Raw genomic sequence first — 17,553 nt, forward strand, 5'->3', positions numbered from 1 at the left:
CGGCCGGGGTCAGTCGGCCGAGGACGCGGCCGTGACCCCGGCACTCGTGCCGGGCGTCGTGGGCTCCACGTCACGCAGGCTCCGCAGCGGGGAGAAGAGCACCCACAGGCCGCCCAGGCTCGAACCGACGAGGCCGATCCACAGGGTGGCGCGCAGGCCGTACCAGGTCGCGAACGTGCCGCCGAGGAGCGCGCCCAGCGGGATGGTGCCCCAGACGATCCAGCGCACCGCCGCGTTCATCCGGCCGAGCAGCTCCGTCGGGCAGATCTGCTGCCGGTAGGTGACCTGGGCGGTGTTGTAGACGACGGCGCCGAAGGTGAAGGAGAACCAGCCGATCCCGTACAGGACCACCCGCCACCCCGGGTACGCGAGCGGGGTGAGGAAGGAGGGCAGGCCGAGAACCAGGGGGGCCAGCCAGATGATCCGGGCCGAGCCCACGGCGCGGGCGAGCCGCCCCGCGAGCAGTCCGCCCACGACGCCGCCGACGGGCCCGAGGGCGAGGAGCAGACCGGCCCGGCCGGGGGAGAGCCCGAGGACCCTGATCAGGAACGGCATCTCCATCGCCAGGGCCATGTGCGCGAACAGGTTCACCGTCCCGGTGCAGGCGACGATCCGGCGCAGCACCGGATGGCGGAGCACGAAGCCGAGCCCCTCGCCCATGTCCTCGCGGAAGGACGGCCGGGGGCCCTCCGGGCGGACGGGCTTCGGTTCGGGTGTCCGGATCAGGAACAGCGACACCGCACTGACGAGGAAGGAGACCGCGTCCGCGGCCAGCGCCCTGGCCCCTCCGGCGGCGGCCACCAGGACGCCCGCGAGGGTGGGACCGAGGGTCGCCGCCGAGGAACTCGTCGTGCCCAGCTTGCCGTTGGCGTCGATCAGCGAGTCCGTGTCGACGAGGACGGGCAGATAGCTCTGGTACGCCACGTCGAAGAACACCGTCAGGGAGCCCGTGACGAGTGCCACCGCGCAGAGGTGGGTCAGGGTCAGTGTGTGCAGGTACCAGGCCACCGGCACCGTCGCGATGACCACGGCGCGCAGTATGTCGCACCACATCATCAGCCGGTGCCGGGCGACCCGGTCCACCACCACGCCCGCGGGCAGCGCGACGAGCAGGAACGCCAGCGAACCGAGCGCCGTGAGCAGACCGGCCTGGAAGTTGGAGGCGTCGAGCGCGGTGACGGCGATGAACGGCAGCGCGAACGGGGTGATCGTGGAGCCGATCTCGCTGACCGTCTGGCCGCTCCACAACAGCATGAAGTCGCGGTGGCGCAGCAGGGACGGGCGCCCGGTCTCGGGTGGGGTCGCGGTCACAGTACCGATCCGATGGGTCGCAGGGGCTGGGAGGTGAACTCGGCGAGCAGGGTGACGTAGCGCGCGGCGAGCCGTCGCGCGGTGGATTCCTCGAACAGGTCGGTGCTGTACTCCAGGCGTCCGGTGCAGCCGGTGCCCTCCCGGGTGAGCGACAGGGACAGGTCGACCTTCGCGGTCCCGGTGTCCCCGAACCCCCGGGCGATGCGGCAGCCCGGGAGCCGCAGGCCGGGCGGCGCCGCGGGCTGGTAGCCGAACATCAGCTGGAAGAGCGGATTGGTGCCCGGGTCCCGCACCGGGTTCAGCTCCTCCACCAGGAGCTCGAACGGCAACGACTGGTGGGCGAGTGCGTCGCGGCTCTCGTCGCGGGCGCGCAGCACCAGATCGCGGAAGACCGTCCCGTCCGGCACCGCCAGCCGGTGGACGACCGTGTTGCCGAACATGCCGATGAGCGAGAAGTGGCTCTCCCGCTCCCGCAGCGCCACCGGAGCGCCGATCACGGCCTCCGGGCCGCCGCCCTCCGCGCGGACCAGGGCGGCGAACGCGGCGAGCAGCACGGCGTACGGGGTGGTCCCGCAGGCACGGGCCAGCAGGTCCGTCCGCTCGACCACCTCCGGGCCGACCGCGAAGGGCACATGGGCGCCCGCGAAGCTCCACACCGCCGGGCGGGGGTGGTCGCACGGCAGGCCCGCCCGCGCCGGAAGGCCGTCGAGGTGCTTGCCCCAGTGGTCGCGGGAGCGGTCCAGGGCGTCGCCCGCGACCCGGTCCGCCTGCCATCGGGCGAAGTCCGTGTACTGCTCGGACAGCGGCGGAAGTTCGGGCGTACGACCGGCGGCAAGGGCCTCGTAGCAGGCCGACAGCTCGTTCTCCAGCACGACGAGCGACCATCCGTCGCACGCGATGTGATGGAGCGTCAGGAGCAGTGTGTGGCGGTCGGGGGCCGTCGTGAGGAGCAGCGCCCGGAGCACCGGGCCGCCCCCGAGGTCGAACGGCCGCAGGGCTTCGGCCCTGCCGAGCCGTTCCGCCTCGGCCTCCGGGTCCTCGTGTCCGGTCAGGTCCACCCGGGGGAGCGCCACCGGCTCCGCGGGCCGGACGGTCTGGCGCACGGCGCCCCGGGCCGTCCGGTAGCCGGTACGCAGCACCGCGTGCCGCCGGACCAGCTCGCTCAGCGCCCCCTCCAGCGCGTGGACGTCCGGGCGCCCGCTGATCCGATGGACGACCGGGACGGTGTAGGCCGGGCAGTCCGGATGGAGCCGGTCCAGGATCCACAGCCGCTTCTGCGCACAGGAGACCGGGTGGTCACCGGTCACGGGGACACCTCGTCGCGGGTTCCGGCCGGAAGCTGCGCGGACACCTCGGCCGCGAGCCGGACGACCGTCGGGTCGTAGAGGAACTCGCCCAGCCCCACCTGCACCCCGAAGGCGTCGTTGGTCCGGGACAGCAGCCGCATCGCGAGCAGCGAGTGGCCGCCGAGCGCGAAGAAGTCGTCGGTCACGCCGACCGAGTCCAGGCCGAGCAGCTCGGCGGCGAGCGCCGACAGATCCCGCTCCAGACCGCTCCGGGGCGGTACGCGGGCCCCGCCCCCGGCGCCCGCCGGGACCGCCGCCAGCGCGGCCCGGTCCACCTTGCCGCTGGTCGTCAGGGGCAGCGCGGGGACGACCACGAAGGCGGACGGGATCATCCACTCCGGGAGCCGGCCCGCCAGGAACTCCCGCAGCCCGGTCGGTGACCCACCGGGGACGGCCGGGGCGAGATGGGCCACCAGCCGCCGCTCGCCCGCCGATTCGTCGGCGACCACCACCACGTCGCGGACCTCCGGGTGCAGGCTCAGGGCCGCCGCCACCTCGCCCGGCTCGACCCGGTAGCCGCGGATCTTCAGCTGGTCGTCGACCCGTCCGAGGAAGTCGAGCCGCCCGTCCGCCAGGACGCGCACCAGGTCCCCGGTGCGGTACATGCGGGCGCCGTCCTCCGTCGCGTACGGGTCCGGCAGGAAGCGTTCCTCGGTCTGCTCCGGCTGCCCGGTGTAGCCGCGGGCCACGCCGGGCCCGCCGATGAACAGCTCGCCGCTCTCCCCTTCCCCGACCGGCGCCAGGTCCTCGCCGAGGACGTAGCAGTCGGTATGGGCGATGGGCCGGCCGATCGGTACCGAGCGGGCGTCCTCGGGAAGCCCGCTCACGCTGCCGCAGACGGCGAAGGTGGTGGTCTCGGTCGGGCCGTAGGCGTTGACGAACCGGGCCGGGCGGGCGGACGGTTCCGCGTCGAGCAGACGGCGTGCCGCGGCGACGTTCAGGACGTCGCCGCCGACCAGGAGGTTCCGCAGGCCGGCGAAGCTGTCGGGCCGGTCGGTCATCACGGTGGTGAAGAGCGCGGAGGTGAGGAACATCGAGGTGATCCGGTGCTCCGCGAGGGCCTTGCCCAGCGCGCCCGGTGACAGCACCGTCGCAGTCGGGACCACGACGACCGTGCCGCCGTTCAGGAGCGCGCCCCACACCTCGAAGGTGAAGGCGTCGAAGGAGGAGTCGGCCACCTGCGCGATGCGCTCGTCCGGGCCGAACTCCATGTAGTCGGCGCCCCGGACCAGACGCAGCACCGAACGGTGCTCGACGACGACGCCCTTGGGGCGGCCGGTGGAGCCGGAGGTGAACAGGATGTACGCGGGACGGCGGGAGCCGGTGGCGGTCGGTGCCTGTACGGCCGAGCCGGTGGGGGGCCGCGTCGGTCCGGCCGGGGCCTGTACCCCCGCTGCCGCCCCCGTACCCGCCGGAGCGCCCGCCTCCGCGCGCTCCGCCAGGGACAGTTCGTCGGCGGTGACCACCACCGTCGCCCCGGCGGCGGTCAGCATGGCCTCCCGCCGCTCCTGGGGGTAGCCGGGACTGACAGGTACGTAGGCGCCGCCGGCCTTCAGGATCCCGAGCACCGCCGTGACGAGCCCGTGCCCGCGTTCCAGCCGCACGCCCACCCGGGCGCCGTCGCCGGCGCCCCGGCCGCGCAGCAGCCCCGCCAGCCGGTCGGAGCGGGCGTCCAGCTCCGCGTACGTGAGGGTGCGTCCGGCGTCCACGACGGCCGGTGCGTCCGGTCGGGCCCGCACCTGTTCGGCGAAGACCTCGGGTATGGACGCGTCGTGCGGCCAGGGGGGAGTGGCGCCGCGCAGGATGCTCATTCGTCGTTCTCCGCTTCTCTGTCGAGGGAATCGGCGTGCGCCTCGGCGCACGCGCGCAGCTCGCCGTCGTACCGGATCCGGCCGCCGGGACCGGCCAGCCGCGGTGCGGGGACGGCGGTCCGGCGGATCATCGTGACGCTGTTCTGCCGGAGTTTGTGCGACTCCAGGAGGTTCATGACCTCCAGCTCGCCCGGCCGTGCCCGCTGGAGCCCGGCGAGATAGCGCAGGATCGCCTCGCCCTCCGGATAGGTCATCAGATAGTGCAGGACCACGACCCCGCCCGCCGGATCGATCCGGTCGAGGAAGTGGTCCAGGAAGTACAGACAGTCCCACGCGTCGACCCACGCCAGGCCGATCGGCTCGAAGTCCGGCGGCAGCGCGGCGTCGGCCTCGCGCAGCGGCGCGTCCACGACGGTGACCTGTCCGGCGAGCCCGAGCCCCGCCAGCACGTCCTCGACCCGGTCCGCGGAGGACTCCGGGATCGACCGGTCGTCCACCGCCACGAACCGCGGCCGGTACGGCTCCAGATGGGCCGCCGGGGCCGCGAGCGCCGGTTCGGCGCGCAGCCAGTCGTCGTCCAGCGGGGTTCCACCGCTCAGGTACGGCCGGGTCTTGGCGGCGAGGAGCCGTGACTCCTCGTCGGCCTCCTCCCGGGCCCCGGCCAGCGCCGCCGCCAGGAACGGGGTGGTGTAGCCCATCCCGACCTCCAGGACCCGGCGGGGCCGCACCATCCTGATCAGCCCGGCGAGGAAGGGGGCGACCGCCTCGGTGCCCATGCCCGGCACCCGCAGTCCGGCGACCGCCGCGGCGAAGACGGGATCGTCCAGCCGTACGGTCTTCTTCACACGGTCAGCCATGGGCCTGCTCCCGGGCGTTCAGGTCGGCGATCCGTTCGAGACCCTTCAGGACGGTCCCGGCCGGCAGTCCGAAGTCGATGAGGCAGGCGATCTCGTCCACCCCGATCCGGCGCAGCCGCTCGATCCCGCGGGCCGCCGTCGCCGGTGAGCCGAGCAGACCGCAGTCGTCGACATAGCGGTCGAAGGAGCGCTGTACCAGGAATTCCAGGTCGGACGAGTGCAGTTTCGCGGGGTCGATCCGGCGTCTGCCGTCCAGCCCCGAGCCGAGCAGCAGCCCGAGCGAGCCGCGCAGATAGCGCAGCAGCGGTTCCCGCACCAGCTCCCTGACCCGCTCCTCGTCGTCGTCCAGATAGGTGTGCACCATCAGGGCCACATGCCGGCCGCCCGCCGCGCGGTACGCGCCGATCTTGTGGGCGAGGTCGTCCAGGTCCTGGCCGAGGAGGTGGGTCAGGATGCCCGCCCCCATGGCCCCGGCGGCCCGGAAGGTCTCCACGCCGCCCGCGCTGGTGATCCAGGTCGGCAGCTCCGGTTGCACCGGCCGGGGATGGACGGAGACCTTCCGCTCGGTCCCGGTCCCGTCCGGCAGGGTCAGCGACTCGCCCCGCCACAGCTCACGCACCTGCCGCACCCGCTCCGTCAGCAGCTTCCTGCGGTCCGCGTACGCCTGCGGGCACAGCGCGAAGTCCGCCGCGTGCCAGCCGGACGCGAAGGACACCCCGACCCGTCCGGACGAGAGGTTGTCCACGACGGCCCACTCCTCGGCGATGCGCAGCGGATGGTGCAGCGGCGCCACGACGCTGCCCGCGCGGATCGCCACGCGCTCCGTGACGGCGGCGACCGCCGCCCCGGTCACCGCGGGGTTCGGATACAGGCCCCCGAAGGGATGGAAGTGCCGTTCCGGAGTCCACACCGCGGCCAGGCCGTGGGCATCGGCGAACCGTGCCCCCTCCAGCAGCAGCCGGTACCGGGGCCCGGTGATCTCCGCGCTGTCGCTGGCGAAGTAGAAGAGGCCGAAGTCCATGCCCCGGGACGGTTCCGGCCCGGTCACGGGGTCAGGCGAGTGCGTCATCGGTGACCTCACTGACGAGTCTGCGGAGCGCGCCCCGGTCCACCTTGCCGTTGGCGTTGCGGGGCAGGGAACCCAGGTGCTCGAAGCGGCGGGGCACCAGATGGATCGGCAGTCCTCCGCGCAGCGCGCGGATCAGTTCGGGCCGGGTGGCCGCCCGCCCCGTGTAGCAGGCCACCAGGTCGGTGACGCCGTCCCGCGCGACACCGAGCACCACGGCCTCGTCCACCGCGTCCAGGCGGCGCAGCGCGGCCTCCACCTCGCCCGGCTCGACCCGGTAGCCGCGGACCTTCAGCTGGTCGTCGAGCCGGCCCAGATGGACCAGCTGCCCGTCCTCGGCCCGGACCCGGTCGCCGGTGCGGAAGAAGCCGTCGGCCGTGAACCGGCCCTCGTCGTCGCCCGGGTCCAGATAGCCGTCGAACCGCTGGGACCCGCGTACCAGGAGCTCACCCGTCTCCCCGGCGATCCGGTACTCCAGATGCTCGTACACCCGGCCGACCGGAACGGTCCCGTTGGAGGTCTCCGGCCACCGCGAGGGGGCCTCGGGCAGTCTGAACTCGGCGCAGGCGATGGTCAGTTCGGTGGGGCCGTAGAGGTTGTCGATGGTCGAGCCGGGCGCCACGGCGTGCCACGCCCGCGCCTGGTCCAGGGTGAGCTGCTCGCCGCAGAAGACGCTGTGGCGCAGCGCCGAAGGGCGCCCGGTGGCGAGCCGCTCGAAGCCCGCGCCCACCGAGACGGCCGAGGGCACCGAGAACCAGTGGGTGAGCTTCCGGCCGGTCAGATAGTCGACCGGGGCGAACAGCTCGGTGCGGGAGGGCACCACGAGCGTCGCCCCGCCGCCCCAGGTGACGAAGAGGTCGTACACCGAAAGGTCGAAGGTCAGGTCGAAGGTGTGCGACATCCGGCAGTCCGGGCCGACCCCGTGACGCGCGATGTTGTGCGCGAGGAACGGCAGCACCTGGCGGTGGCGGATCGGGATGCCCTTGGGCCGGCCGGTCGTGCCCGAGGTGAACAGCAGATAGGCGAGCCGCTCCGGATCGGCCTCGTGCGGCGCGAGCCACCCGTCGGGCCCGGCCGCCCGGACCTCGTCGTCCGTGAACCGCAGTACGGGGCGGTCGGCGGCCCACCCGGTCCCGCCGCGCCCCACGGCGGCGGCGTCGGCCACCACCACGTCCACCCCGGCCGCCTCGCAGATGTCCCGGTTGCGCGCCGCGGGGTAGTCGGGGCCCAGCGGCACGACCGCGGCGCCGAGCCGCAGCGCCGCGAGATAGCCCGTGTACGCGACCCGGCCGCGGGCGGCGAGGAGACCGACCCGGGCCACCGGGCCGTGCGCGGCGGCGATCCGCTCCGCGACCGCCTCCGCGCCCCGCCGCAGCTCGCGGTAGCCGACCGTGCCGCCGCCCGGCCCGTCCGGGAACTCGACGGCGACGGAGTCCGGGTGGCGCTCCGCGGCGGCCGCGAACACCTCCCACAGCCCGCGGGTCATGCGCCGCTCCGCAGGAACGCCGCCTGCCCCCGTACGGTCGGGTGCTCGAAGAGGTCCGTGGCGCGCAACTCGCCGGGTGTCAGTTCGTTGAGCTGCTCCCACAGCAACAGCAGCAGCAGCGAGTTGCCGCCGGCGTCGAAGAAGCCCACGTCGAGCGGTATCTCCTCGGCGTCGGCGCCCAGGGTCTCGGCCCACAGCTCCCGGATCGGGCCGATCAGCTCGTCCTCGTCGCTCACGTCCTGTCCTCCCCCTGCCGGCCGTCGCCGGTCAGTGCTGAGATCCTGGTCCCCGGATCCGCGGTCACCGCGGCGAGCAGCTCCTCGTACCGTCCGGCGGCGCGCTCCACCGTCGCCGCGTCGAAGAGGTCCTGGTCGTACTCCCAGATGAACTCGATCGCCTGGGTCCCGGTCCGGCCCCCCTGCCCGATCGTCTGCTCGGCCCGGGGGATCGCGATGACATTGAGATCGAACTTGGCGCTGCCATTGGTGACACCGGGCGTCACCCGGACGTCCAGCCCGGGGATCGCGGCCGTCCGCGACGGCGAGTCGTGGAAGGCGAACAGCACCTCGCACATCGGCTGGCGCCCCCGGATCCGGGGCGGGCGCAGCGCCGCGACCACCCGGTCGAAGGGCAGCTCCTGGTTCTCCAGCGCGCCGAAGGTCGTCGTCCGCACCCGCCCGAGCAGCTCCCGGAAGGTCGGGTCGCCGCGCAGATCGGCCCGGAGCGCCACGGTGTTGACCAGCATGCCGAACAGGCCGTCGGTCTCGGGCCGGGTGCGGGCCGCCATGCCCGTGGCGACGCAGAAGTCGTCCTGGCCCGACCAGCCGGTGAGCAGCACCTCGAACGCGGCGAGCATCACCGTGAACAGCGGCACCCGCTCACGCGTCGCCAACGCCCGTACGGCGGTGGCGAGTTCCTCCGGGACCGTGAAGCGCGGCGCGTCACCGGCGAACCGGCGGGCCGGGGTGCGGGGCCGGTCGGTGGCCAGATCGAGGCGGTACGGCACGCCGTCGAGCTGTTCGCGCCAGTACGCGAGCTGCGCCTCGGCGGCCGGACTGTCCAGCCAGGAGCGCTGCCAGACCGCGAAGTCGGCGAACTGGACGGCCGGTTCGGGCAGCGGCGACGGCTCGCCCGCGGCGTACGCCCGGTACAGCGCGCAGAGTTCGTCGACGAAGAGGTTGAACGCCCAGCCGTCATGGACGAGATGGTGTTCCCGATGGAGCAGGGTCCAGCGGTCCTCCGCGGTCCGCAGCAGCCGCCAGCACACCAGCGGCAGCCGGTCCACCGGGATCTCGGCCCGGACCGCCTCGCGGACCACCTCCGCGGCCTCCCGCCCCGTGCCGCGCAGGTCCTCCACCGGGAGTTCCACCGGGTGCGGCGGGTGCACCACCTGGACCGGGCCGTCCGGGCCGTCGGCGAAGGTGGTGCGGTAGACCTCGTGCCGCCGGACCACCTCCGTCAGGGCGGCGGCGAGCACCCCGGGGTCGAGCGTCCCGGTGAGGTCGAGCACCGCCTGGAACTGGTAGGCGAGCATGCCGGGGTGCAGCCGCTGCATGAACCAGAGCCGCTCCTGTGCGCTCGACAGCGGCAGCGGTACGGAACCGTCGCGGGGTACCGGCCGGATGCCGGTGACATCGTTCATCCGAGCTCCTCGGTGAGTGCGTCGGCCGGCTCCCCGGCCAGGGCGGCCCAGTCGACCGCCGCGCCCGCCGCCCACAGCCGCCCGGCCGCGGCGAGCAGCACCTCCCGTTCCGTACGGCTCTCCAGACGGCCCGGCAGGGTCTGGACGACCGAGGCGATCGCGTCCGCCGGACGGTCCGGGTGGCCGAGGGCGAGCCGGGTGAGCGCCTGGCCGGGGCCGAACTCGACGAGCAGCGGAGCGGGCAGGCGCCAGATCTCCGCCAGCTCGTCGGAGAACCGGATGGTCCGGGACAGCTGCCGCGCCCAGTGGGCCGGGTCCGTCGCCTCCTCGTCCCGCAGCCAGGTGCCGGTCACGTTGGACAGCAGGGGGACGGCGGGCGGGGCGAGCGGCACGGTGGCGAGCAGTTCCTCCAGCGGACCGGTCAGGGCCCGGGTCATGGCCGAGTGGTAGGCGTGCGCGGTGGCGAGCCGCCGACAGGGCACCCCCGCCGCGGTCAGCCGCAGGGCGGCCTCCTCGACCGCCTCGACGGTCCCGGACAGCACGGTCTGCTGCGGACCGTTGAGCGCGGCGAGCGACAGCGCCCGGTCCGCGGCGGCGCCCAGCGGTCCGTCCAGGGCCTCCGGCCCGTCCGCGACCGCGAGCATCGCGCCCGGTGGCAGCTCGTCGACGAGCCGCGCCCGCTCGGTCACCAGGCGCAGCGCGTCCTGGAGGGGGAACACCCCCGCGACGCAGGCGGCCGTGTACTCGCCGACGCTGTAGCCCGCCAGGGCGGACGGCCCGGCGCCGAGCCCGGTCAGGGCGTGTGCCAGCGCGTACTGGAGCGCGAACAGCAGAGGCTGGGCCACGACCGTGCGGTGGATCTCCTGCGGCTCGGGGGGCCGGTCGAAGAGCTCCGCCGGGCCGGGGCCGGGGGAGTCCGCGGGGGGCTCCGGGGGGAAGAGGACGGGACGCAGGTCCAGGCCGTGCTCGTCGGCGAGCATCCGGAAGCAGCGGTCCAGCTCCTCGCGGAACACCGGCAGACACCGGTACAGACCCGCGCCGAGCCCCGGGTACTGGTCGCCCACCCCGGAGAAGAGGTAGACCCGGGAGGCCGTGTCCCCGGGGCCGCCGGTGAAGACCCGCCGCACGTCCCGCCCGCGCAGCCGGCGTGCCGCGCGCTGCGGCGAGTCGGCGAGCACGGCACGCCGTACCGCGCCTGGCGCCGCCGGGGGAGCGGGCACGGCGGGCAGCCGTGCGAAGTCCGCCCCGCCCATGGCGTCGAGCCGGTCCGCGAGATCGTCCGTGGCCCGTTCGAGCAGGTCCGGGGTGGGGGCGCAGAGCGTCAGCAGGCGCGCGGGCGCGGACACGGGTGCGCGTACGGTCATGGCGCCACCGCCGCCCGTACGGCCCGCGGCCAGTGCGCGGGGTCCAGCCCGTGCCGGCACAGGAACGCGTAGGCGAACCGCTCCAGACCGAACCCGGCGCACCCCGTGAAGACCGGCTCGCCGCCCGCGCCGTCGATCCCGAAGGACCTGCCGAAGAACTGCTCGTGGTAGTTGAACGAGCCGACGGACACCTCGCGCTCCCCGCCCAGCGGAAGCCGGAGTTCGTACTTCAGCTCCAGCAGCCGCTGCGACCAGGCGCGCGACGCGGTCGTGTCGTTGAGGAAGAACGGATCGCCGGCCACCTCGCACCGCCCGCCCAGACCGAGCGCGTCCACCAGCCCGTACGCCCGCTCCATCAGGCGCCTGCGCGCGTCGAGCACGAACTCCGGCGTGCCGAGGAAGACGACCTCGCGGATGGTGAAGTCCCAGAGCCGCTCCAGGGAGCGCCGGTAGCGGGACTCGTTGCGGAACGACTTCCCGCGCGCGGTCACCACCGCCGACGGTGCCGGCAGCGGGGCGTCCGCGAACTGGTGGTACGTGTGGAAGCACATGGTGGGCGGCAGGCAGTGGTCGAAGCCGCCGCTGTGCGCGCCCAGCGCCGACTGGAGGTCGTCGCCGCCCGCGAGGGCGTCGAGGAAGCCGCGGTAGCTGTCGATGTCGCCGTGCAGCCGGGACACCGACATCACCATCTGCGGGAAGGACTCGAAGTAGCCGGTGCGCCGCAGCACATCGGCGGAGATCAGTGTCGGGTAGCGGTACTCCCGGGCGCCGAACTCCTCCGCGACCAGGGCGCGCAGGAGCGAGTCCAGGTGGTCCATCAGCGACAGCACGGGCTCACCGACACCGATCAGGCCCTCGCCCGCCTCCACGGCGCCGCCCCGGGCCACCAGCTCGTCGAACACGTCCGTCACCGGACCCGGCCCGGCGGCGCGCCAGACCACCTTGGGCTCCGTGATCCGCTGGCCGACCAGGTCGTTGGCGGTCATCAGATTGATCCGCCGCGTGAGTCCGGCCGTGTCGACCGCCGTCTCCTCCCGCGCGTCGACGTCGACGTCCACGGCCGTGATGACGTCCGCCGAGCGGACCAGGGAGAAGCCGGTGATGGTGTCGGAGACGAAGTAGACCCGCTGGGACAGCTCCTGGGCGAGCTCGACGGGCAGTGCCGGTTCCAGCGGGAGCCTGACCGTGGTGGTCCTCGTGGTCATCGCGGCCCGCCTCCCGACAACGCCCCGCGCACACCGAGGAGTTCGGCGAGGATACCGCGCTGCACCGCGTTCGCCCCGGCGTAGATCGGGCCACCGAGCGCATCGCGCAGCTCGCGTTCGATGCCGTACTCCTCCAGATAGCCCCGGGCGCCGTGCAGGTCCACGGCGGCCCTCGCCGTGTCGACCAGGCCCTCGCTGATGAAGATCTTGGCCATGGTGGCCTCCTGGAGGGCGATCCGCCCCTCCCGCTTCAGCCAGCCCACGCGGTAGAGCAGCATTTTCGCCAGATCGAGGCGGATCTTCATGTCGGCGATCGGGTGCGAGACCGCCTGGTGCGAGCCGAGCGTCCGGCCGAACTGGCGGCGGGTGTTGGCGTGCCGGACGCAGCTCTCCAGCAGCCGCTCCATGGCACCCACCTTCGAGGCGAACATGAAGGACCGCTCCCACTCGATGGTCGAGGAGAAGACCGGGTAGCCGGAGCCCTCCCGGCCGAGCAGGTTCGCCGAGGGCACCGGGGTGCCGTCGAACTCGACGACCCCCATCGGCGTGGTCCGCAGCCCCATCTTCGGCAGCTCGCGCTTCTTGACCACGCCGGGCAGATCGGCGGTGACCAGGAACGCCGACAGCTGGTTCTGCCGGCCCGTGTCCGTGGCCGTACCGGTGCGGGCGAGAGCGACGAAGACGTCCGCCACCGGGCCGTTGCTGATGAAGCACTTGGTGCCGGTCAGCCGGTAGCCGTCGCCGTCCCGCTCCGCGGTGGTGGTCATGCCGAGGACGTCGGAACCCGCCTCCGGCTCCGACAGGGCGTGGGCGCCCACCAGCGTGCCGTCGCACAGACCGGGCAGGAAGCGCCGCTTCTGCTCCTCGTCGCCGTGCAGCAGCAGATAGATCACACAGCCCCAGAGGTGGTTGTCGACCGCGAACACCAGGCCGTTGTCGGGGCAGGCGTAGCCCAGCGCCTCCAGGGCCATGGCGGTCGTCAGCGGGTCGAAGCCGCGTCCGCCGTACTCCTCGGGCACCGGCCAGCCCAGCACGCCGAAGTCGGCGCAGCGCTGCCAGTCCTCCCGGGGGAAGCGGGCCCCGCGGTCGGCCGCCGCCGCGTCACGGCCGAGCTCCGTACGGGCGAACGCGATGATCTCCCGGCGCAGCGCGAGCTGTTCGGGGGAGGGCTCGACGATCACGCGCCGCCTCCGACGAGGGCCTTCTTGCGCGCCACGAACCCCGCGATGGCGTCGATCGAACGGAAGTTGGCGAAGTCGAGGTCCTCGCCCGAGGTCCGCAGCCCATGGGTCCGCTCGACCCACATCACCAGCTGCACGGCGAACAGCGAGTTCACCAGCCCCGAGGCGAACAGGTCCTCGTCGTCCTCCACCACCACACCGTGCACATGCCCGTCGAGGAACTCCCGGATCAGGGCCTTGTCTTCGTCAGTCGGCGCGTCAGCCATTGCGTCGTTCTCCCGACTCGTAGGAATGGAAGCCCTGTCCCGTCTTGCGCCCGTGCAGACCGGCGTCGACCAGCCGGGTGAGCAGCGGACAGGGCCGGTACTTGGGGTCGCCGAAGTGGTCGCAGAGCACCTTCAGGGACAGCAGGACGGTGTCCAGGCCGATGAGGTCCGCGGTCTCCAGCGGCCCCATCGCGTGCCCGAAGCACTCCTTGAACAGACGGTCCACGTCCGCCGCGGTGGAGACCCCCTCGTGGAGCAGGAAGACCGCCTCGTTGATGGTGAGCATCGCGACGCGGTTGGTCACGAAGCCCGAGGAGTCCTCCACCAGGACGTGCCCCTTGCCGACGCCGTCGAGCAGCGACCGGGTGCGGGAGACCGTCCCGTCCGAGGTGTGGTGGCCGCGGATCAGCTCGACGGTGGGCTTGAGGTGCGCCGGGTTCATGAAGTGCATCCCGATGACGCGATCGGCCCGGCCGGTGAGCGCGGCGACCCGGGTGATGGGGATCGCGGACGTGTTCACGCCGAAGGGGACCCCGGGGCGGCAGACGGTGTCCAGCCCGCCGTACAGCGGCCGCTTGACCTCCCAGTCCTCGGTGACGTTCTCGATCAGGAAGTCCACCCGGCCCAGCCGCTCCGGCTCCACGGTGAAATCGATCCGGCCGGTCACCTCCGCCGGGTCCCGCGCGGGTGTCCCCGGACGGACCAGCGGAGCGAACCGTACGTTCCTGGCGATCTCGTCCCGCGCCGACGACAGGGCGTGCTCCGCCACGTCCACCAGCACGACCTCGTGCCCGTGCTCCGCGAACAGCTGTGCCACCCCGCGCCCCATCGTGCCGGCGCCCACCACACCTATGCGGTCCACCCGCGGTCCCCCTTCGTCGTCGGTACGGAATCCCGCAGCACACACAGGACGTCGGCCTTTCTCTCGCGGAAGTGGAAGTGGCCCCCGGGCACCACCCGCAGCTCGGTGCCCGCGCGCGTGTGCGCGGCCCAGCCGTCCCGCCAGGCCGCCCACGGCTCCTCGCTGCCGGCGAGGACGGTGAGCGGACAGCCCAGGGGTTCGGCCCGCCGGGGGCGGTACCGGTCGAGCAGGGCGTAGTCGGCCCGGAAGCTCGCGAGCGCGTGCTCCCGGAGCCCGGCGTCCTCCCGCAGATGGGCCAGGGACTCGCCGGTGCCCCGCTCGATCGCTTCGAGCAGTTCGTCGTCCGGCAGTCCGTGCACCGGCCGCGCGGCGGGCGGCAGCGGCGGGGCCGGGCAGGAGGACACCAGCAGCCGTCCCGGTACCTCCCGTCCCCTGGCGCGCAGTTCCTTCGCCACCTCGAAGGCCACCAGGGCGCCGAGGCTGTGCCCGAAGAACGCGAACGGCCGGTCCCGGCCGAAGTCGACGGCCGACACCAGGGCGTCCACCAGCTCGTCCATCCGGGTGTACGGGGGCTCCGCCCGGCGCGTGGTCCGGCCGGGCAGGTGCACGCCCCAGACCTGCACCTCGGGCAGCTCGTCGGACCAGCGCAGATACTCGCCCGGCAGCCCCCCGGCGTGCGGGAAGCAGTAGAGGGAGGCGGCGGCGTCCGGGCGGCGGCGCCTGCGGACGGTCCACCCCGTCACGGCGTACGCCCCCGGGCGAGCCGCGTGTCGATCAGCGCGGCGAACTCCTCGGCGGTGGGCGCCGCGAACAGCTCCTTGGGCGCGAGCTCCACCGGATACCTCTCGCGGACCCCGGCCACCAGCCGGGTCGCGGTGAGGGAGTCGCCGCCCAGGTCGAAGAAGCTCTCGTCCGGCTCGACCTCGGGCAGGTCGAGGATCCCGGCGAAGAGCGCGGCGACCAGGTCGTACGTCGTCGTTCCGGCGGGCGGCGGACCGGCGGGGGCGGCCGCGGCCGGTACGGGCGCCGGGGCGCCGCGGACGGCGGGCCCCGCGGTGAACGGCCGGCGTTCGAAGGGGTACGTGGGCAGGGCGACCCGGCGCGGCCGCCGGTCCCCGTGCGACGCTCCCCAGTCGACGGCGGCACCGGTCAGCCAGAGCGCGCCCGCCGCCCCGGGGTCCTCCGGCGGCGCCTCGGGCTCCCGTGCCGGAGCCCGGACCGCGCCGCCCGAGGTGACCAGACGGTCCGGTTCCCCGCCGGTCAGTACGCGCACGGCGTCCGCGGTGTCCCGGACGAGCGCGAACCGCCGGTAGGGGTGCTCCCACCGGCCGGTCTGGAGCGTCCAGGCCACATCGGCGAGCGGTACGCCGGGATTCCGGCGCAGGTGCTCGGCGAGCCGCGCGGTGACGGCCTCCAGGGCCTGCGGGGACTTCGCCGAGAGCGGCAGCACGTACGGGCCCACCGCGCCTCGCGCGTGGCCCGATTCCCGCTCCGCGGGCGGCTGTTCGAGGACGACGTGGGCGTTGGTCCCGCCGATGCTGAAGGAGCTGACTCCGGCGCGCCGCGGCATCCCCTCCGGCCGCCACTCCTCCACCGCGGTGACCACCCGGAACGGGCTCGACGCGAAGTCGATCTCCGGATTGGGTTCCGTGAAGTGCAGGCTGGGCGGGATGAGCCCGTGCTTCAGCGCCAGGACCGTCTTGATCAGACCGGCCGCGCTCGCCGCCGCGTCCGTGTGCCCGATGTTGGTCTTCACCGAGCCGATCCCGCAGAAGCCCCGGCGCCCGGCGCCGCGGCCGCCCTCGCGGTCCTCCCGGCAAAACGCCCTGGTGAGCGCCGCGATCTCGACCGGGTCGCCGAGCCGGGTGCCGGTGCCGTGCGTCTCCACGTAGGTGCACGACTTCGCCGCGATGCCCGCCGTCCGCTGCGCCCGCTCGACGACCGCGGCCTGCCCGGCGACGCCCGGGGCGGTGAAGCCCATGCGGTCGGCGCCGTCGTTGTTGACGGCGGAGCCGAGGACGACGGCGTCGATCCGGTCGCCGTCGGCCACCGCGTCCGCGAGGCGCTTGAGCACCACGACGCCGACGCCGTCCCCGCCGACCAGTCCGCGGGCAGCGGCGTCGAAGGCCCGCAGCACCCCGTCCGGGGCCTGGATCCCCACCTCGTCGGGCCCGCCCACCCCGGTCGGGACCCGCACACTGACGCCCCCGGCCAGGGCCAGGTCGCAGTCGCCTGCCAACAGCCCCTGGACCGCGAGGTGCACGGCGACCAGCGCGGTGGCGCAGGCGGCCTGCACCGCCACCGTGGGACCGCCCAGCCCCAGCCGGTGGGCGACCCGGCCGCACAGGAAGTCGGGCCCGTTCGCGACCCGTATCTCCCAGTCGGACACCGAGGGCAGCGACGCCCGGTTCGCCTTGAGCAGCTGGGCGTACCCGTTCTCACCGCTGCCCGCGTACACGCCTGTGGCACCGGTCCGGCGCCCCGGTTCGAGCCCGGCGTCCTCGAACGCGGCCACGGCGCACTCCAGGAACACCCGGTGCTGGGGATTGATCAGCCTGGCCTCGCGCGGCGAGATGCCGAAATATCCCGCGTCGAACCACTCGGGGGATTCGATCAGTCCGCGCGCGGCGACTCCGTCGGGGCCGGTGACCCGTGTGATCGAGTCCTTGCCGTCGAGCAGATTGCGCCAGAATTCATCGGGATTCTCCGCGCCGGGAAACCGGCAGGCCAGACCGACGACGGCGACCCGCCTGTCCATCGCAGTCACGAAAGCCCCCGTTCCAATGCGTCGTGGTCGACGGGCGGCCATGCCGTCCGGACCGGCGAGGGAAAGAGAGGAGAGCGGTTGTTCCACACCGAGGACGAATCCTTTCGCCACGGATCACCGGAGAACGGCACCAGTGAATCGCGCGATCAGGGAATGGTGCGTTCCGATTCCTCTTGCGGAATCGGTGGCATGCCATTCCGTCAATTCCCGAGGGGGTGGGCGCCCGGTATCCGGGGATCCGGGGATCCGGCGGGAGACGCAGGCGACGGACCCGGCCGCGCCGCCCGCCGCCCGGGGGCCGGCGGCGTCCGCGCAGGCTCCAGGGACCCCGCCATGTGCTGCCGGAGTCCCTGGAGTGGAAGGGGGCGGGTACGTCAGCCGGTCGGAGG

General features: G+C 73.7%; 15 protein-coding genes. All 15 read right to left on the reverse strand.

The window, feature by feature from the left end:
- Positions 1 to 9: 9 nt before the first annotated feature.
- From ACFVFH_RS16440 to ACFVFH_RS16510, 15 genes are read right to left on the reverse strand one after another with little or no spacing between them, the layout of a single operon-like run.
- On the reverse strand, positions 10 to 1,311 hold the full coding sequence (locus tag ACFVFH_RS16440; RefSeq protein ID WP_383768455.1) for an MFS transporter: 1,302 nt from the start codon (positions 1,309 to 1,311) through the stop codon (positions 10 to 12).
- Entirely contained in the window at positions 1,308 to 2,618 is a 1,311-nt protein-coding gene (locus ACFVFH_RS16445) for a condensation domain-containing protein (RefSeq protein WP_383768457.1), read from the reverse strand. The genes ACFVFH_RS16440 and ACFVFH_RS16445 overlap by 4 nt, the downstream gene beginning before the upstream one ends.
- Positions 2,615 to 4,468 (reverse strand): amino acid adenylation domain-containing protein, encoded by a 1,854-nt coding sequence (locus tag ACFVFH_RS16450; RefSeq protein WP_383768460.1) that lies wholly within the window; start codon positions 4,466 to 4,468, stop codon positions 2,615 to 2,617. Before ACFVFH_RS16450 ends, ACFVFH_RS16445 begins: the two co-directional genes overlap by 4 nt.
- Entirely contained in the window at positions 4,465 to 5,325 is an 861-nt protein-coding gene (locus ACFVFH_RS16455; protein WP_383768462.1) for a hypothetical protein, read from the reverse strand. The genes ACFVFH_RS16450 and ACFVFH_RS16455 overlap by 4 nt, the downstream gene beginning before the upstream one ends.
- Complete coding sequence (locus ACFVFH_RS16460) at positions 5,318 to 6,394, reverse strand: MupA/Atu3671 family FMN-dependent luciferase-like monooxygenase (protein WP_383768465.1); 1,077 nt, start codon at positions 6,392 to 6,394, stop codon at positions 5,318 to 5,320. The genes ACFVFH_RS16455 and ACFVFH_RS16460 overlap by 8 nt, the downstream gene beginning before the upstream one ends.
- Positions 6,378 to 7,877: an AMP-binding protein gene (locus ACFVFH_RS16465; protein WP_383768468.1), complete on the reverse strand. Its 1,500-nt coding sequence runs from the start codon at positions 7,875 to 7,877 to the stop codon at positions 6,378 to 6,380. The genes ACFVFH_RS16460 and ACFVFH_RS16465 overlap by 17 nt, the downstream gene beginning before the upstream one ends.
- Positions 7,874 to 8,113: an acyl carrier protein gene (locus ACFVFH_RS16470; RefSeq protein ID WP_383768470.1), complete on the reverse strand. Its 240-nt coding sequence runs from the start codon at positions 8,111 to 8,113 to the stop codon at positions 7,874 to 7,876. The genes ACFVFH_RS16465 and ACFVFH_RS16470 overlap by 4 nt, the downstream gene beginning before the upstream one ends.
- Entirely contained in the window at positions 8,110 to 9,519 is a 1,410-nt protein-coding gene (locus ACFVFH_RS16475; RefSeq protein WP_383768473.1) for a condensation domain-containing protein, read from the reverse strand. Before ACFVFH_RS16475 ends, ACFVFH_RS16470 begins: the two co-directional genes overlap by 4 nt.
- A complete protein-coding gene (locus tag ACFVFH_RS16480) occupies positions 9,516 to 10,883 on the reverse strand; it encodes an acyltransferase domain-containing protein (protein WP_383768476.1) in 1,368 nt (455 codons plus the stop codon). The genes ACFVFH_RS16475 and ACFVFH_RS16480 overlap by 4 nt, the downstream gene beginning before the upstream one ends.
- Positions 10,880 to 12,088: a hypothetical protein gene (locus tag ACFVFH_RS16485; protein ID WP_383768478.1), complete on the reverse strand. Its 1,209-nt coding sequence runs from the start codon at positions 12,086 to 12,088 to the stop codon at positions 10,880 to 10,882. Before ACFVFH_RS16485 ends, ACFVFH_RS16480 begins: the two co-directional genes overlap by 4 nt.
- Positions 12,085 to 13,269 (reverse strand): acyl-CoA dehydrogenase family protein, encoded by a 1,185-nt coding sequence (locus tag ACFVFH_RS16490; RefSeq protein WP_383768481.1) that lies wholly within the window; start codon positions 13,267 to 13,269, stop codon positions 12,085 to 12,087. Before ACFVFH_RS16490 ends, ACFVFH_RS16485 begins: the two co-directional genes overlap by 4 nt.
- Positions 13,266 to 13,535 (reverse strand): phosphopantetheine-binding protein, encoded by a 270-nt coding sequence (locus tag ACFVFH_RS16495; protein ID WP_383768484.1) that lies wholly within the window; start codon positions 13,533 to 13,535, stop codon positions 13,266 to 13,268. Before ACFVFH_RS16495 ends, ACFVFH_RS16490 begins: the two co-directional genes overlap by 4 nt.
- Positions 13,528 to 14,397 (reverse strand): 3-hydroxyacyl-CoA dehydrogenase family protein, encoded by an 870-nt coding sequence (locus tag ACFVFH_RS16500; protein WP_383768487.1) that lies wholly within the window; start codon positions 14,395 to 14,397, stop codon positions 13,528 to 13,530. Before ACFVFH_RS16500 ends, ACFVFH_RS16495 begins: the two co-directional genes overlap by 8 nt.
- Complete coding sequence (locus ACFVFH_RS16505; protein ID WP_383768490.1) at positions 14,385 to 15,140, reverse strand: thioesterase II family protein; 756 nt, start codon at positions 15,138 to 15,140, stop codon at positions 14,385 to 14,387. Before ACFVFH_RS16505 ends, ACFVFH_RS16500 begins: the two co-directional genes overlap by 13 nt.
- Positions 15,137 to 17,155 (reverse strand): beta-ketoacyl synthase N-terminal-like domain-containing protein, encoded by a 2,019-nt coding sequence (locus ACFVFH_RS16510; RefSeq protein ID WP_383769036.1) that lies wholly within the window; start codon positions 17,153 to 17,155, stop codon positions 15,137 to 15,139. The genes ACFVFH_RS16505 and ACFVFH_RS16510 overlap by 4 nt, the downstream gene beginning before the upstream one ends.
- Between the last annotated feature and the right edge of the window lie 398 nt (positions 17,156 to 17,553).

It is taken from the genome of Streptomyces sp. NPDC057697, from assembly GCF_042799335.1.
Classification (GTDB): domain Bacteria; phylum Actinomycetota; class Actinomycetes; order Streptomycetales; family Streptomycetaceae; genus Streptomyces.

Excerpts from the sequence above, each read along its gene's own strand:
- ACFVFH_RS16510 (WP_383769036.1), bottom strand. The coding sequence starts at position 17,155 with ATGGACAGGCGGGTCGCCGTCGTCGGTCTGGCCTGCCGGTTTCCCGGC.
- ACFVFH_RS16495 (WP_383768484.1), bottom strand. The coding sequence starts at position 13,535 with ATGGCTGACGCGCCGACTGACGAAGACAAGGCCCTGATCCGGGAGTTC.
- ACFVFH_RS16485 (WP_383768478.1), bottom strand. The coding sequence starts at position 12,088 with ATGACCACGAGGACCACCACGGTCAGGCTCCCGCTGGAACCGGCACTG.
- ACFVFH_RS16450 (WP_383768460.1), bottom strand. The coding sequence starts at position 4,468 with ATGAGCATCCTGCGCGGCGCCACTCCCCCCTGGCCGCACGACGCGTCC.
- ACFVFH_RS16455 (WP_383768462.1), bottom strand. The coding sequence starts at position 5,325 with ATGGCTGACCGTGTGAAGAAGACCGTACGGCTGGACGATCCCGTCTTC.
- ACFVFH_RS16480 (WP_383768476.1), bottom strand. The coding sequence starts at position 10,883 with ATGACCGTACGCGCACCCGTGTCCGCGCCCGCGCGCCTGCTGACGCTC.
- ACFVFH_RS16475 (WP_383768473.1), bottom strand. The coding sequence starts at position 9,519 with ATGAACGATGTCACCGGCATCCGGCCGGTACCCCGCGACGGTTCCGTA.
- ACFVFH_RS16460 (WP_383768465.1), bottom strand. The coding sequence starts at position 6,394 with ATGACGCACTCGCCTGACCCCGTGACCGGGCCGGAACCGTCCCGGGGC.
- ACFVFH_RS16465 (WP_383768468.1), bottom strand. The coding sequence starts at position 7,877 with ATGACCCGCGGGCTGTGGGAGGTGTTCGCGGCCGCCGCGGAGCGCCAC.